This window comes from Microbacterium martis (assembly GCF_047246685.1).
Classification (GTDB): Bacteria; Actinomycetota; Actinomycetes; order Actinomycetales; family Microbacteriaceae; genus Microbacterium.
Map to the genome: position 1 here is coordinate 1,486,104 of NZ_JBFOKT010000001.1, position 14,113 is coordinate 1,500,216.

At 68.8% G+C, this 14,113-nt stretch carries 15 protein-coding genes and 2 tRNA genes; 2 read left to right on the plus strand and 15 right to left on the minus strand.

The features are described from left to right. Positions 1-10: 10 nt before the first annotated feature. The 11 genes from AB3M90_RS07165 to AB3M90_RS07215 all read right to left on the minus strand — a co-directional run bounded on the left by AB3M90_RS07165 (position 11) and on the right by AB3M90_RS07215 (position 9,793). Complete coding sequence (locus AB3M90_RS07165) at positions 11-745, minus strand: Type 1 glutamine amidotransferase-like domain-containing protein (RefSeq protein WP_412950935.1); 735 nt, start codon at positions 743-745, stop codon at positions 11-13. Between the two features lie 2 nt (positions 746-747). Beyond that, positions 748-2,016, minus strand: a complete 1,269-nt coding sequence (gene clpX / locus AB3M90_RS07170; RefSeq protein WP_412950937.1) for an ATP-dependent Clp protease ATP-binding subunit ClpX — start codon at positions 2,014-2,016, stop codon at positions 748-750. Positions 2,017-2,100: 84 nt separating this feature from the next. Next, a complete protein-coding gene (locus AB3M90_RS07175; RefSeq protein WP_412950939.1) occupies positions 2,101-2,952 on the minus strand; it encodes an aldehyde dehydrogenase family protein in 852 nt (283 codons plus the stop codon). After that, positions 2,949-4,391, minus strand: coding sequence for an aldehyde dehydrogenase family protein (locus tag AB3M90_RS07180; protein ID WP_412950940.1), 1,443 nt, complete (start codon positions 4,389-4,391; stop codon positions 2,949-2,951). Before AB3M90_RS07180 ends, AB3M90_RS07175 begins: the two co-directional genes overlap by 4 nt. 61 nt (positions 4,392-4,452) lie before the next feature. Next, on the minus strand, positions 4,453-5,454 hold the full coding sequence (gene deoC / locus AB3M90_RS07185; protein WP_412950941.1) for a deoxyribose-phosphate aldolase: 1,002 nt from the start codon (positions 5,452-5,454) through the stop codon (positions 4,453-4,455). After that, positions 5,451-6,386: a sugar-binding transcriptional regulator gene (locus tag AB3M90_RS07190; RefSeq protein WP_412950942.1), complete on the minus strand. Its 936-nt coding sequence runs from the start codon at positions 6,384-6,386 to the stop codon at positions 5,451-5,453. The genes deoC and AB3M90_RS07190 overlap by 4 nt, the downstream gene beginning before the upstream one ends. A 155-nt stretch (positions 6,387-6,541) precedes the next feature. Next, positions 6,542-7,183: an ATP-dependent Clp protease proteolytic subunit gene (locus AB3M90_RS07195; protein WP_412950944.1), complete on the minus strand. Its 642-nt coding sequence runs from the start codon at positions 7,181-7,183 to the stop codon at positions 6,542-6,544. 20 nt (positions 7,184-7,203) lie between these two features. Beyond that, entirely contained in the window at positions 7,204-7,800 is a 597-nt protein-coding gene (locus AB3M90_RS07200; protein WP_116636734.1) for an ATP-dependent Clp protease proteolytic subunit, read from the minus strand. Positions 7,801-7,879: 79 nt separating this feature from the next. Further along, positions 7,880-8,122: a tetratricopeptide repeat protein gene (locus AB3M90_RS07205; RefSeq protein WP_412950946.1), complete on the minus strand. Its 243-nt coding sequence runs from the start codon at positions 8,120-8,122 to the stop codon at positions 7,880-7,882. 70 nt (positions 8,123-8,192) lie between these two features. Further along, positions 8,193-9,656: a trigger factor gene (gene tig, locus AB3M90_RS07210; RefSeq protein WP_412950948.1), complete on the minus strand. Its 1,464-nt coding sequence runs from the start codon at positions 9,654-9,656 to the stop codon at positions 8,193-8,195. A gap of 63 nt (positions 9,657-9,719) precedes the next feature. Next, a tRNA-Pro gene (locus AB3M90_RS07215) sits at positions 9,720-9,793 on the minus strand. 142 nt (positions 9,794-9,935) lie between these two features. Between AB3M90_RS07215 and AB3M90_RS07220 the strand changes: the two genes are divergently transcribed. Beyond that, positions 9,936-10,006: transfer RNA gene (locus AB3M90_RS07220), tRNA-Gly, on the plus strand. A 101-nt stretch (positions 10,007-10,107) separates the two neighbouring features. Further along, complete coding sequence (locus AB3M90_RS07225) at positions 10,108-11,346, plus strand: hypothetical protein (RefSeq protein WP_412950950.1); 1,239 nt, start codon at positions 10,108-10,110, stop codon at positions 11,344-11,346. Between the two features lie 83 nt (positions 11,347-11,429). Here AB3M90_RS07225 and AB3M90_RS07230 read toward each other — a convergent pair whose 3' ends face one another. The 4 genes from AB3M90_RS07230 to AB3M90_RS07245 all read right to left on the minus strand — a co-directional run bounded on the left by AB3M90_RS07230 (position 11,430) and on the right by AB3M90_RS07245 (position 14,109). Beyond that, positions 11,430-11,783, minus strand: coding sequence for an RNA polymerase-binding protein RbpA (locus AB3M90_RS07230; RefSeq protein ID WP_412950951.1), 354 nt, complete (start codon positions 11,781-11,783; stop codon positions 11,430-11,432). Then, positions 11,783-12,031 (minus strand): preprotein translocase subunit SecG, encoded by a 249-nt coding sequence (gene secG, locus AB3M90_RS07235; protein ID WP_412950953.1) that lies wholly within the window; start codon positions 12,029-12,031, stop codon positions 11,783-11,785. Before secG ends, AB3M90_RS07230 begins: the two co-directional genes overlap by 1 nt. 81 nt (positions 12,032-12,112) lie before the next feature. Beyond that, complete coding sequence (tpiA, locus tag AB3M90_RS07240; RefSeq protein ID WP_412950955.1) at positions 12,113-12,904, minus strand: triose-phosphate isomerase; 792 nt, start codon at positions 12,902-12,904, stop codon at positions 12,113-12,115. Beyond that, entirely contained in the window at positions 12,895-14,109 is a 1,215-nt protein-coding gene (locus AB3M90_RS07245; protein WP_412950957.1) for a phosphoglycerate kinase, read from the minus strand. The genes tpiA and AB3M90_RS07245 overlap by 10 nt, the downstream gene beginning before the upstream one ends. Positions 14,110-14,113: the final 4 nt, after the last annotated feature.

Below are 14,113 nucleotides of genomic sequence, written 5' to 3' on the forward strand. Positions count from 1 at the left end.
GGCCGCCGAGTCATACGAGCTCGCGCACCTCGATCGGGTCTTCGATCACCCCGTCACCGTCTCGGCGAACCGCGAACGCCGTGCGGGCGGCGCGCTCGGCGACGGCATCCGCCAGTGCGCCGTCCTGGAAGATCAGCGCCGTGAAGTCATCGACGGCGTACCCGTCGGCGAGCTCTCCCGTGCGCACCCACTCGAGGTACTGATCCCGCCGGCCCGGCTCGCCGAGGTAGTGCGGGCAGGCGCTCCCCGCGAGGAGACCCAGTCCGTCGCGCAGTGGCGCGAGCGGTCCGAAGGAGTCGGTCGAACTCTGGTCGAACCAGCAGTTCATTCCGGCGCTGATCCCGGCGAGCACCACGCCCGCCTGAGCCGCCTCACGCAGGATGGCGGAGAGTCCGTGCAGCCGCCAGACGGCGAGCAGGTTCGCCGTCGACCCTCCCCCGACGTAGATCACGTCCTGTTCGAGCAGGACCGTCGGATCCCGATAGCCGTGGGGCGGACTGCCGAACAGCGAGAGCACCGAGGTTTCGGCCCGGCCTGCAAACGCCTCCTCGAATCGGCGACGATAGTCCGCAGAGTCCCCGCTGGCGGTGGGGACGAAGCACACCCGGGGGCGGTCGACGCCCGTGAGCTCGAGGATGTGGTCGTCGATCGCGGAACGACCGTCTTCCGACATCGAGAACCCGCCTCCGCCGAGCGCGACGATCGTTCCGGAGACGGGAGCGCGCGACTCGCGGACCGGTCGCACGATCAGGCGCTCTTGCGCTTGCGCTCCATGACGATGGTGGGGGGCGCTCCCTCGTCGACCGCGGCGCGGGTCACGATGACCTTGGCGACGTCTTCGGCCGAGGGGATCTCGAACATGATCGGTCCGAGCACGTCTTCGAGGATCGCGCGGAGGCCCCGGGCGCCCGTCTTGCGCTCGACGGCCAGATCGGCGATCGAGCGCAGAGCCTCCTCGTCGAACTCCAGCTGCACGCCGTCGAGCTCGAACATGCGCTGATATTGCTTCACGAGCGCGTTGCGGGGACCCGTCAGGATCTCCATGAGCGCTTCCTGATCGAGCGGCGAGACGTTGGTGACGACAGGGAGGCGGCCGATGAACTCGGGGATGAGGCCGAACTTGTGCAGGTCCTCCGGCAGCACCTCGCTGAACAGGTCGACGTCTTTGGTCTTGTCGTGCAGAGGAGCACCGAACCCGATGCCGTGCTTGCCGACCCGCGACGAGACGATGTCTTCGAGTCCGGCGAAGGCACCGGCCACGATGAAGAGCACGTTGGTCGTGTCGATCTGCAGGAACTCCTGGTGCGGGTGCTTGCGCCCGCCCTGCGGCGGCACCGAGGCGACCGTTCCCTCGATGATCTTCAGCAGCGCCTGCTGCACGCCCTCGCCCGAGACGTCGCGCGTGATCGAGGGGTTCTCGGCCTTGCGGGCGATCTTGTCGACCTCGTCGATGTAGATGATGCCCTGCTCGGCGCGCTTCACGTCGTAGTCGGCCGCCTGGATGAGCTTGAGCAGGATGTTCTCGACGTCTTCGCCGACGTAGCCGGCCTCGGTGAGCGCGGTCGCGTCGGCGACGGCGAACGGCACGTTCAGCCGCTTGGCGAGGGTCTGCGCCAGATAGGTCTTGCCGCACCCGGTCGGTCCGATGAGCAGGATGTTGCTCTTGGCGATCTCGACCTCTTCGGCCTTCTGCTCGGCGCTCTGGAGCGTGCCGTGGGCGCGGACGCGCTTGTAGTGGTTGTACACCGCCACGGCGAGTGCGCGCTTGGCCGGCTCCTGCCCGACCACGTACTCCTCGAGGAAGGAGAAGATCTCACGCGGCTTCGGCAGGTCGAACTCCGCAACGCCCTGAGCGGACGACTCGGCCATCCGCTCCTCGATGATCTCGTTGCACAGCTCGACGCACTCGTCGCAGATGTACACACCGGGGCCAGCGATGAGCTGCTGCACCTGCTTCTGGCTCTTTCCGCAGAACGAGCACTTGAACAGGTCAGCGCTTTCACCGATACGGGCCATGCGCGTCCTCCTCGGGGATCCAGAGATCGTCCTCCGAGCCTAACCTCTGCATCGGACACAGGGCCGCATTGGCGCGGGAGCGGATCAGACCATGCTCTTGGTGTGCCACACCGTCTTGACCTCGGTGAACGCGGCGATGCGCTCCGGCGACGCGACGACGTCTCCGGGAGGAAGCACGCGCTTCAACGTCTCCGCAGCGGCGATCTGCATGTCGACCCACTCCAGGGCTCCGGCTCCGGCGAGGTCGAGAGCGTTGACGTCGTCGTGCGACGCGAGCCAGGGGGCGATCTCGGCCGCCGAGCCGGTGAGCACGTTGACGACACCGCCGGGAAGATCACTGGTCGCCAGCACTTCCGCCAGGCTGATCGCCGAGAGCGGATGCCGCTCGCTCGCGACCACGACCACGGTGTTGCCCGCGACCAGCGCCGGTGCGACGACCGACACCAGGCCGAGCAGCGCCGACTCCTGGGGCGCCACGATGGCGACGACCCCGGTCGGCTCCGGCACGGAGATGTTGAAGTAGGGGCCGGAGACGGGGTTGGCGTTGCCCGCGACCTGGGCGTACTTGTCGCACCAGCCGGCGTACCAGACCCACAGGTCGATCGCCTCGTCGACCTGAGACGCGGCGGAGCCCGTCGGCCCGCCCTCCTGGGCGACGATCTCGTCGATGAACTGCGCGCGCCGGCCCTCGAGGATCTCCGCCACGCGGTAGAGGACCTGGCCGCGGTTGTAGGCGGTCGCACCCGACCAGCCCTTCACGGCGGCCCGGGCCGCGACCACCGCGTCGCGGGCGTCCTTGCGCGATCCCTGCGCGGCGTTCGCGAGGAAGGCGCCCTTGGCCGACAGGACCTCGTAGGTCCGGCCCGACTCGCTCCGCGGGAACGCTCCGCCGATGGCCAGCTTGTAGGTCTTGGGGACGGTCAGTCGCTTGCTCATGCTGCGGCTCCCTGCAGGTACGCGGTGAGTCCCTGGCGACCGCCCTCGCGGCCGTATCCGGACTCCTTGTAGCCGCCGAACGGGCTCGACGGATCGAAACGGTTGAAAGTGTTCGCCCACACGACGCCGGCGCGGAGGCGGTCGGCGACCGCGAGGATGCGCGACCCCTTGTCCGACCAGATCCCCGCCGAGAGACCGTAGGGGGTGTTGTTCGCCTTGGCGATGGCCTCCGCGGGGGTGCGGAAGGTCAGCACCGAGAGCACCGGTCCGAAGACCTCGTCGCGGGCGATGCGATGCGATGCCTCGACACCGGTGAAGATCGTCGGCGCGAACCAGAAGCCCTTCTCCGGGATCGCGCACTCCGCCGTCCAGCGGTCCGCTCCCTCAGCCTCGCCGATGTCGCTGAGTTCGCGGATCCGCGCCAGCTGGGCCGCCGAGTTGATCGCTCCGATGTCGGTGTTCTTGTCGAGCGGATCTCCCAGCCGGAGGGTCGAGAGACGCGTCTTGAGGCGGTCGATGACCTCGTCGTGGATCGACTCCTGCACGAGGAGGCGGCTGCCCGCGCAGCACACGTGCCCCTGGTTGAAGAAGATCCCGTTGACGATCCCCTCCACCGCCTGGTCGATGGGCGCGTCGTCGAAGACGATGTTCGCGGCCTTGCCGCCCAGCTCCAGCGTGAGCTTCTTCCGGGTTCCGGCGACCGCCTTCGCGATGTCGCGCCCCACGCCGGTCGAGCCGGTGAAGGCGACCTTGTCGACGTCGGGATGCCGCACCAGCGTCGCTCCCGTCGCTCCGGCACCGGTCACGATGTTCACCACGCCCGCGGGCAGGTCGGCCTGCTGGAGGATCTCGGCGAAGATCAGCGCCGTCAACGGCGTCGTCTCCGCCGGCTTCAGCACGACGGTGTTGCCGGCGGCGAGGGCCGGCGCGACCTTCCACGCCAGCATGAGAAGGGGGAAGTTCCACGGGATGACCTGTGCGGCGACGCCGAGGGCACGGGGGTCGGCTCCGAGTCCGGCGTGATCGAGCTTGTCCGCCCAGCCCGCGTAGTAGAAGAACCACGACGCGACGAGGGGCACGTCGACATCGCGGCTCTCCTTGATCGGCTTGCCGTTGTCGAGGCTCTCGGCGACGGCGAGCTCGCGCGCGCGCTCCTGCACCAGACGCGCGATGCGGAACAGGTACTTGCCCCGATCGCGACCACTCATCCGCGACCACGTCTTCTCGTAGGCGCGACGCGCAGCGGTGACCGCGCGGTCGACGTCGTCATCGCTCGCGGTCGCGATCTCCGCGATGCGCGACTCGTCGGCGGGCGAGATCGTGCTGAATCCGGTGCCCGACCCGTCGACGAACTCGCCGTCGATGAACAGGCCGTAGCTGTCCTTCAGCTTCAGGATCGCCTTCGACTCGGGCGCGGGTGCGTATTCCAGGAATGACATGGCTATCCTCGTCCTCTCGCCGCGGAGCGGCGTCCTTCCGGTTGCTGAGCCTGTCGGAGCATCAGTCGATCGTCACGTAGTCGGGGCCGGAGTACCGGCCGGTGGTGAGCTTCTGGCGCTGCAGGAGCACGTCGTTGAGCAGGCTCGAGGCGCCGAAGCGGAACAGGTGCGGCTGCAGCCACTCCTCCCCCACGGTCTCGGCGACGGTCACGAGGTACTTCACCGCGTCCTTCGAGGCCCGGATGCCGCCCGCCGGCTTCACGCCGATGCGCTCGCCCGTCCCCCGATACCAGTCGCGGACCGTCTCGAGCATGAGGAGCGTCGTCGGCAGCGTGGCCGCCGGCTGCACCTTGCCGGTGGACGTCTTGATGAAGTCGCCCCCCGCGAGGATGGCGAGCCACGACGCCCGCTTGATGTTGTCGTAGGTGGTGAGCTCGCCGGTCTCGAGGATGACCTTCAGCGACGCGTAGCTGCCGTCCTCGCGGCGGCACGCCTCCTTCACCTGGGCGATCTGGTCGAAGACCAGTCCGTATCGACCGGAGAGGAACGCACCGCGATCGATCACCATGTCGATCTCATCGGCGCCCGCGGCGACCGCTTCGGCGGTGTCGGCCAGCTTGATCGCGAGCGACGAGCGCCCGCTCGGGAACGCGGTCGCCACGGCCGCGACCGAGATCAGCCCGTCGTCGGGGTCGCCGTGCATCCCGCCGAGCGCCGCGATCGCGTCGCCGACCATGTCTCCGTACACGCACACCGCCGCGACGCGGGGCGTCGACGGGTCGGTGGCATCCGGGTTCTTCGCCTTGGCGACGAGCGACCGCACCTTGCCGGGCGTGTCCGCTCCTTCGAGCGTCGTCAGGTCGATCAGCCGGATGATCGTGTCGAGGGCCCAGGCCTTCGACGTCGTCTTGATCGATCGGGTGCCGAGCCCCGCGGCCCGCTGCTCGAGGCCGACGGCGTCGACGCCCGGGAGTCCGTGCAGGAAGCGCCGGAGAGTGGCGTCGTCGGGCTCACCGCCCAGAACGTCCACCGCCGTCCTGCGGCTGAGTTCTTTGGTCGTCACTGTTCCTCCAACAATGCTCGTGCTGTGGTCTCATCGGTCACCAGAACGCCGCACAGGCCGCTGCTCACGACTGTACGCGCGATGTCGTGCTTCGCGGGCCCCGCGGTGACGAAGATCGCGCGGGTGGCACCGCGCAGCCGGTCGAGCGGGACGCCCACCGTGCGCGCGTCGAGCTGCGCATCGACGATGTTGCCTTCCGCATCGACGTAGCGCCCGAGGACGTCGCCGACGGCTCCTCTGCGGGCGAGCTCCTCGACGTCCTCGACGCTGAGGTAGCCGTTCTCGACGTGCGCCGACGATGCATCGCAGGGTCCGGCGGTGAAGAGGAAGGTCTCGGCGGCGGCGGCCTGTTCCAGGATGCCGGCGACGGTGCGATCCGCTTCGATCGCCTGCTTGGTCTCGACCCGCTCGAGGATCGCGGGGCTCGGAAGGAGTGATACCTGGCCGGACGCGCGCTGGGCGATCGTCACGGCGAGTCCGGCGGCTCCGCCGGAGCGACGGTTGAGGCTGACTCCCCCGTTGAGCTGCACGACGGTGACGCCGCTCGCCCACCCGTCGGGCAGCGCCTCGGCGACGGCCCGCAGAGTGCGGCCCCAGCTCACCCCCAGCGTGCGGGGCACCGGACGAAGAGCGGTGAGGTGGTCGGCGGCGGCCTGCGCCACCCGTTCCAGCGTTCCCTCGTCGCCTTCGGGGGCGGGCACCACCACCGCGTCGGCGAGGCCGTAGCGCTCGACGATCTCCCGCTCGAGGCCGAGCCGGCGCGCGCGCGGATGCACGATCTCGATGCGCACGATCCCCCGCTCCCGCGCCTGCGTGAGCAGCCGTCCGACCTTCCAGCGCGAGATCCTGAGGAGGCCGCCGATCTCATCCTGGGTCTTGGCCTCGTCGTAGTACAGCTCGGCGACGCGGACCATGAGCAGGTCTTCCTCCACGGCATCCTCCTTCCTGTTTCAGGATAGGCGTCGTGGCGCGTTCGCGCACGGTCATGCTCATATGAGCACTTTCACCCGGCGCGGCCGCGCATCCGAGGGCGGACGACGAAGGGGCGCCGGTCGCGATGACCGGCGCCCCCTTCCGAGCACTCCCGCTATGCGCGCTTGCGCGTGGTGAGCACCTGGTCGACGATGCCGTACTCCAGCGCCTGCGCCGCCGACAGGATGTTGTCGCGATCGATGTCGCGGTTCACCTCTTCGGGGGTCTTGTTCGTGTGGGCCGCGAGCGTCTCCTCGAGCCAGGTCCGCATGCGGAGGATCTCCGCGGCCTGGATCTCGATGTCGGAGGCCTGACCCTGACCCGCCTCGCCCATCGCGGGCTGGTGGATCAGCACGCGGGCGTTCGGCAGCGCGAGGCGCTTGCCCGGAGCGCCGGCGGCCAGCAGCACGGCCGCAGCCGACGCCGCCTGGCCCAGCACGACCGTCTGGATCTGCGGCGCGACGTACTGCATCGTGTCGTAGATCGCCGTCATCGCGGTGAACGAGCCGCCGGGCGAATTGATGTACATCGTGATGTCGCGGTCGGAGTCCTGGCTCTCGAGAACCAGCAGCTGCGCCATCACGTCGTCGGCCGACGCGTCGTCGACCTGGACGCCGAGGAAGATCACGCGGTCTTCGAACAGCTTGTTGTACGGGTCCTGGCGCTTGAAGCCGTAGGCCGTGCGCTCCTCGAACTGCGGGAGCACGTAGCGGCTGGAGGGCAGGTCGCCTGCGGATCGGAAAGTGGGCGTGTACATGGTGTCCTCTCGAATCCGTCTTACTCGGCGTCGTCCGCCGTGCCGCCGCCACCCGTGACGTCGCTGGCGTGCTCGCGGATGTGGTCGACGAACCCGTACTCGAGCGCCTCCTCGGCGGTGAACCAGCGGTCGCGGTCGCCGTCGGCGTTGATCTGCTCGACGGACTTGCCCGTCTGACCCGCCGTGATTTCGGCGAGACGCTTCTTCATCGACAGGATGAGCTGCGCCTGCGTCTGGATGTCGCTCGACGTGCCTCCGAAGCCGCCGTGCGGCTGGTGCAGCAGGACGCGGGCGTTCGGGGTGATGTACCGCTTGCCCTTCGTGCCGCTCGTGAGCAGCAGCTGGCCCATCGACGCGGCCATGCCGATGCCGACGGTGACGATGTCGTTCGGCACGAACTGCATGGTGTCGTAGATCGCCATGCCCGCGGTGATCGAGCCGCCGGGCGAGTTGATGTAGAGGTAGATGTCCTTCTCTGAATCCTCTGCGGCGAGAAGAAGGATCTTCGCGCAGATCTCGTTGGCGTTCTGGTCGCGCACCTCTGAGCCGAGCCAGATGATGCGGTCCTTCAGCAGCCTGTCGAAGACGCTCGTCGCGACGAGGGGTTCTGCAGCCATTTCAGCTCCTGTTTCCTTGATCGTGCTTCGAATCTACCGGCGCGGGGGCGACGCTCAGGCCGTGTTCGCCGTCGGCATATCAGGTGTCGGAGTCGGCGATCTCGCGGGCGCAGGCGGTCATCGACCGGTGGTACCGCGGAAGGTGAGGAATGAGCGCGAGAAGGGCGACGGAGAGTCCTCGCGCCGGCCGCCCCGCACTCGCCTGGATGAGGGCGTGCACCGCCGCGACGGCGTCGCGATACGGCCCGTCGGCGGAGCGCTGCTCCTCGTCGCCGGAGGCATCCGCCCAGACCTCGTCGATCCGCTCGTCCCAGCTCTTCATGGTGCTGCCCCGCTCGATGAGAAAGAGGGCGGATGCCGCAGCATCCGCCCTCCTTCTGAATCGTGTCCGATCACTCGGCCTTGTCGGCCGCCTTCTTCGCAGCCGGCTTCTTCGCGGCCGGCTTCTTCGCGGCCGGCTTCTCAGGGGCCTCCGCGTCGTCGGCCTTCTTGGCCGCAGCCTTCTTGGCCGGTGCCTTCTTCTTGGCGGGAGCCTTCTCCTCGACCGGAGCCTCGGTGGTCTCGTCGGCAGCCTCATCATCGGTGACGACGAAGTCCGACAGGTCGACCGGCTTGCCGTTCGTGTCGACGACCTTCACCTTGCCCAGAGCGATCGCGAGAGCCTTGTTGCGGGCGACCTCGCCGACGAGCGCGGGCAGCTGGTTCGAGGACTGCAGCGCCTCGACGAACTCCTGCGGCGCCATGCCGTACTGGGATGCCGACTGGATGAGGTACTGGCTGAGCTCCTCCTGCGAGACCTGCACGTCGGCCTGCTCGGCGATCGTGTCGAGCAGCACCTGCGTGCGGAACTGCTTCTCGCTCGCCTCGGTGACCTCGGCGCGGTGCACGTCGTCCTCGAGTCGACCCTCGCCCTCGAGGTGGTTGTGCACCTCGTCCTCGATGAGCTGCGGCGGCACAGGGATGTCGATCTGCTCGAGCAGCGTCTCGACGAGCTTGTCACGCGCGGCGGAACCCTGCGTGAATACGCCCTGCTGGGCGACGCGCTCGGCCAGGCTCGCGCGCAGCTCGGCGATCGTGTCGAACTCGCTGGCGATCTGTGCGAAGTCGTCGTCGGCCTCGGGGAGTTCGCGCTCCTTGACGGCCTTGACCGTCACCGACACCTCGGCCTCGGAGCCGGCGTGGTCGCCGCCGACGAGGGTCGAGCGGAACGTGGTGTCCTCACCGGCGGTCAGCGACTCGACGGCGTCGTCGATGCCCTCGAGCAGCTCGCCGGAGCCGATCTCGTACGACACGCCCTCGGCGCGGTCGATCTCGGCGCCGTCGATCGTCGCCACGAGGTCGAGGTCGACGAAGTCGCCCTTCGCCGCGGGACGGTCGACGGGGACGAGCGTGCCGAAGCGCGCGCGCATGTTGTCGAGCTCGGCGTCGAGGGCGGCGTCATCCGCCTCGACGGCGTCGACGGTCAGGGTGATGCCGTCGTACGCGGGGATCTCGATCTCGGGGCGCACGTCGACCTCGACGTCGACCAGGAGGTCGCCGGAGAAGTCCTTCTCCGCCGGCCACTGGGTGATGTCGGCGGAGGGACGGCCGACGATGCGGAGCTTGTGCTCGGAGGCGGCTTCGCGGAAGAACTTGTCGAGCCCCTCATTCACGGCGTGCTCGATGACGGCGCCGCGACCGATGCGCTGGTCGATGATCGGGGCCGGGACCTTGCCCTTGCGGAAGCCGGGGATCTGGACGTCCTGAGCGATGTGCTCGTAGGCGTGAGCGATGCTCGGCTTGAGGTCGTCCGGGGTGACCGTGATGGTGAGCTTGACCCGGGTGGGGGTCAGCTTCTCGACGGTGCTGTTCGCCATGCTGGTGTGTTCTCCTTGTTGTCTCCGCGCTGAACCGCGGCTGTCAGGCTTGAAGATGCCGTGTCGGGGCGACAGGAGTTGAACCTGCGACCTCCCGCTCCCAAAGCGGGCGCTCTACCAAACTGAGCTACGCCCCGGGGAACCCGCGCGCAGATTCAGCCCCCACGAGTCTAACGGACGGGAGGTGGGCCGACTGTCGGGTATGATCGATCAGGTCGGAGTCCCACTCCGGCTCGATTCCCCGGTGTGCTGGGCAGAGCGCAGCATCCTCAGGGATTCGGGGCTGTAGCTTAGTGGTAAAGCCTTAGTCTTCCAAACTAATGATGCGGGTTCGATTCCCGTCAGCCCCTCCGCGATACCGAAGGCCCCTGCCGCATGGCAGGGGCCTTCGCATACTCTGGCAGTGCCGTGTTCGCCGCTCCGAACACGAGGCCCGTTGAAAGAGGATGCCGTGACCGCCCCTTCTCCGTCGGATCCGCAGGCGACGTCCACGCCGTCGTCGAGCGGTGGCCATGCCCTCGCTCCACGCTTCCACGGAGGGCACGCCGTCGTCGGCACGGACCCGCGTTCGCCGCGCCCTCGCCGCACCGGTCTCATCCTCGGCATCCTGGGCGGGGCCGCGGTGCTCGCGACGCTCGGGATCACCCAATTGACCGCGAGTCTCGGCTACGACGCCGCCGCCGAGAACTACGACGACGCCACGGCGACCGTGACGCGGGAGAAGTCGGACCTCCGCACCGAGAGCTCCGACTTGCAGGCGGTGTCCGAGGCCGCCCTCCTGATCGTCGACCATCCCGCCGACGTGCTCGTCGTCGATGCCGCTGCGGAGGACGCCCTGCGCGCGGCGGTCGCGGCCGCCGATGAGGCGACGACGTCAGCCGACGCCCTCGTGGCCAGCGAGCTGCCGCCCGCCGGCGAGAAGCCGGCGCTGTTCTGGGATCTGTTCGGATCGACGGCGCAGCTGGACGGTCGGAGCGCCGACGCCGCCGGACTCGCCGCCGACCTCGACACGACGTCGGCCGAGGTCGGCGAGGCGTCGACGGCGCTCGTCGAGAGCGGGATCGCGCTGCTGTCGACCGCCGGCGAGGCGGCGGTGCCGTTCGAGGCCGCGCACATCTCGGCCCGGAACGACGCCGTGGTCGCCCTGCGCGACGCCGCGGCCGACGTGCTGACGATCTCGACGATCGACGATGCGGCAGCGACGACCTACATCGCCCTGCAGGATGCCGCGGCACAGGTCGTCGCGACGGAGACCGAGGAGCTCGCCGAGAAGGCGGGCCCCCTCCTCGGCGCCCGACTCGAGATCGAGGCGTTCGCGCGCGCCCTCGCTCCGGGCGTCCTGCTGGAGTTCGACTGGGCCCCCGTGGTGAACGGCGCCGGCTACAACGGCAGCATGGGCGGGTACACGACGTGGTGGTGGGACGATCCCGGCCGTTCGGTCATCCAGCTGTCGAACTCGGTCGCCGAGCAGTGGCCCGCCGACCGAAGCCAGGCGCTGGTCGCGCACGAGGTCGGGCATGCGATCAGCGTCAAGTGCCAGGACATGTACGACTCGTCCACGCAGGACAGCATCGAGAAGTGGGCGACGGCGTGGGCCATCAGCATGGGGTTCACCGATGACGCGAACGGCGTCTGGGCCTACGGCTATCCGCCGCAGAGCTACATCGATGCCGCCGCGGGATGCCGCTGACCGTCGCACCGAGCGCCGAACTCCTCGGCGCATGACGAAGCCGCCGCGAGTGATCGCGGCGGCTTCGTCATGTCTTCGTCAGGTCACTGACCGCGGCGCTCCCGCAGCTGCGAGAGGGCGTCTTCGAGGAGCTGAACAGCCTCCTCGTCGGTTCGGCGCTCCTTCACGTAGGCGAGGTGCGTCTTGTACGGCTCGGCCTTCGCGAGGGCCGGCGGGTTCTCCTTGTCGCGACCTGCGGGCAGACCGGACTGCGGGTGGTCGATGATCTCGGGGATCTCCTCTTCGGGAAGACCCGCCGCGAAGTAGCGCACCGTCTCGTTCCCGAGTCCGTCCCAGTACGACACGGCGATGCGGTCGGCGTGATAGCCGTGGTCCTGCTCCCCCATCGGGCCGGAGCCCACGCGGGTGCCGCGAATGGCGTTGCCACCGGTGGCCATCAGATCACCTCGAATTTCGTGATGAGACCCAGCGCGACGATGGCGACGAACCAGGTCAGTGCCAGGATGACGGTGAAGCGGTTCAGGTTGCGCTCCGCGAGGCCCGACGATCCGACCGCCGAGGTCATTCCGCCGCCGAACATGTCGGACAGGCCACCGCCGCGGCCCTTGTGCAAGAGGATGAGGAGGGTCAGCAGGACGCTGGTGATGCCCAGCACGACCTGCAGGACGAACTCGAGAATTGCCACGAGAAAGAGCCTTTCGCTGGGGCAGGAGCGCCCCCGTAACGGTCAAGTATACGGTGCGGCGGGGCCGGGACCCCGCCGCACTCACACGCCGACGTGCTTCTCGAAGCGGATGATCGCGGCGAACTCGTCGACCACGAGGCTCGCCCCGCCGACCAGCGCACCGTCCACATCGGGCTCTCGCATGAAACTGGCGATGTTCGCCGACTTCACCGAACCGCCGTAGAGGATGCGGGTGCGTGCCGCCGCGTCGTCGCCGAGGACCTTCGCGATGACGCCGCGCAGAGCGGCGCAGACGTCCTGCGCCTGCTGCGGCGTGGCCGCCTGACCGGAGCCGATCGCCCAGACGGGCTCGTAGGCGACGACGATGTCGGCATCCTTCGACACGCCCTGGAGTGCCGCCTCGAGCTGACCGGCCGGGACCGCGCTCGCGCCGAACTTCTCCAGGTCGTCCGCCGTCTCGCCGACGCAGATGACCGGGACCAGGCCGTGACGCAGCGCAGCCTGGACCTTCGACGCGACGACCTCGTCGGATTCGGCGTGATACTCACGCCGCTCCGAATGACCGATGATCACGTACTTCGCGTCGAGCTTCGCGAGGAAGGCCCCCGAGACCTCACCGGTATATGCGCCCGAGTCGTGCGCCGACAGGTCCTGCGCACCGAGGGCGAACGGGATCTTGTCGGCGTCGATCAGCGTCTGGACGCTGCGGATGTCGGTGAACGGCGGGAACACCGCGACCTCGACCGAACCGTCCTCGTGCTTGGCGTCTTTGAGGGTCCAGTGCAGCTTCTGCACGAAAGCGACCGCCTGCAGGTGGTCGAGGTTCATCTTCCAGTTGCCCGCGATCAGCGGGGTACGGCTGTTCACTGCCATCCGAGCACCTCCAGGCCGGGTAGTTTCTTGCCCTCGAGGAACTCGAGGCTGGCGCCGCCGCCGGTCGAGATGTGACCGAACTGGTCGTCGCGGAAGCCGAGCTGACGAACGGCCGCGGCCGAGTCGCCGCCGCCGACGACGCTGAGCCCGTCGACCTCGGTCAGCGCCTGCGCGACGGCCTTGGTGCCGGCGGCGAAGGCGGGGAACTCGAACACGCCCATCGGCCCGTTCCAGAACACCGTCTTCGACGCGCGGATGACCTCCGCGAACCGGGCGGCGGTCTTGGGACCGATGTCGAGTCCGATGCCGGCGGCGCCGAAGCTCGTCGCCTCGATGGCATCGGCTGCGGCGACCTCGTGGTCGGCATCCGCACCGAACGAGGCGGCGACGACCACGTCGGTCGGCAGCACCAGCTCGACGCCGCGCTCTTCGGCCTCGGCGAGATAGCCGCGAACGGTGTCGAGCTGGTCCTCCTCGAGGAGGCTGGCGGCGACCTCGTGGCCCTGCGCCTTCAAGAACGTGAAGAGCATTCCGCCGCCCACCAGGATGCGGTCGACGCGGGGCAGCAGGTGAGAGATGACCCCGAGCTTGTCGCTGACCTTCGATCCCCCGAGGACGACGGCGTACGGCCGCTCCGGGTTCTCGGTGAGGCGGTCGAGCACATCGAGTTCGGTCTCGATCAGCAGCCCCGCTGCGGAGGGCAGGAGCTCCGCGAGCTCGTAGACGCTGGCCTGCTTGCGGTGCACGACCCCGAATCCGTCGGACACGAGGACGTCACCGAGCGCCGCCAGCTGCTCGGCGAACGCCGAGCGCTCGGCGTCGTCCTTCGCCGTCTCCCCCGCGTTGAAGCGCAGGTTCTCGATGACGACGACCCCGCCGTCCTCGAGCGACGCCACGGCATCCTGAGCCGACTCGCCCACGGTGTCGCGCGCGAACGCGACCGGCGCACCCAGCAGCTCGGAGAGCCGCTGGGCCACCGGCTCGAGGCTGTACTGCGGATCGGGAGCGCCCTCCGGGCGTCCGAGGTGCGAGCACACGACGACGCGGGCGCCCGCGTTGATGAGTGCGTTGAGGGTCGGCAACGAGGCGCGGACACGGCCATCGTCCGTGATGACCCCGTCCCGCAGGGGGACGTTCAGGTCACAACGGACGATGACGCGCTTGCCCTCGAGCGAACCCAGTGAGTCCAGGGTGCGCAGAGTCATGTGC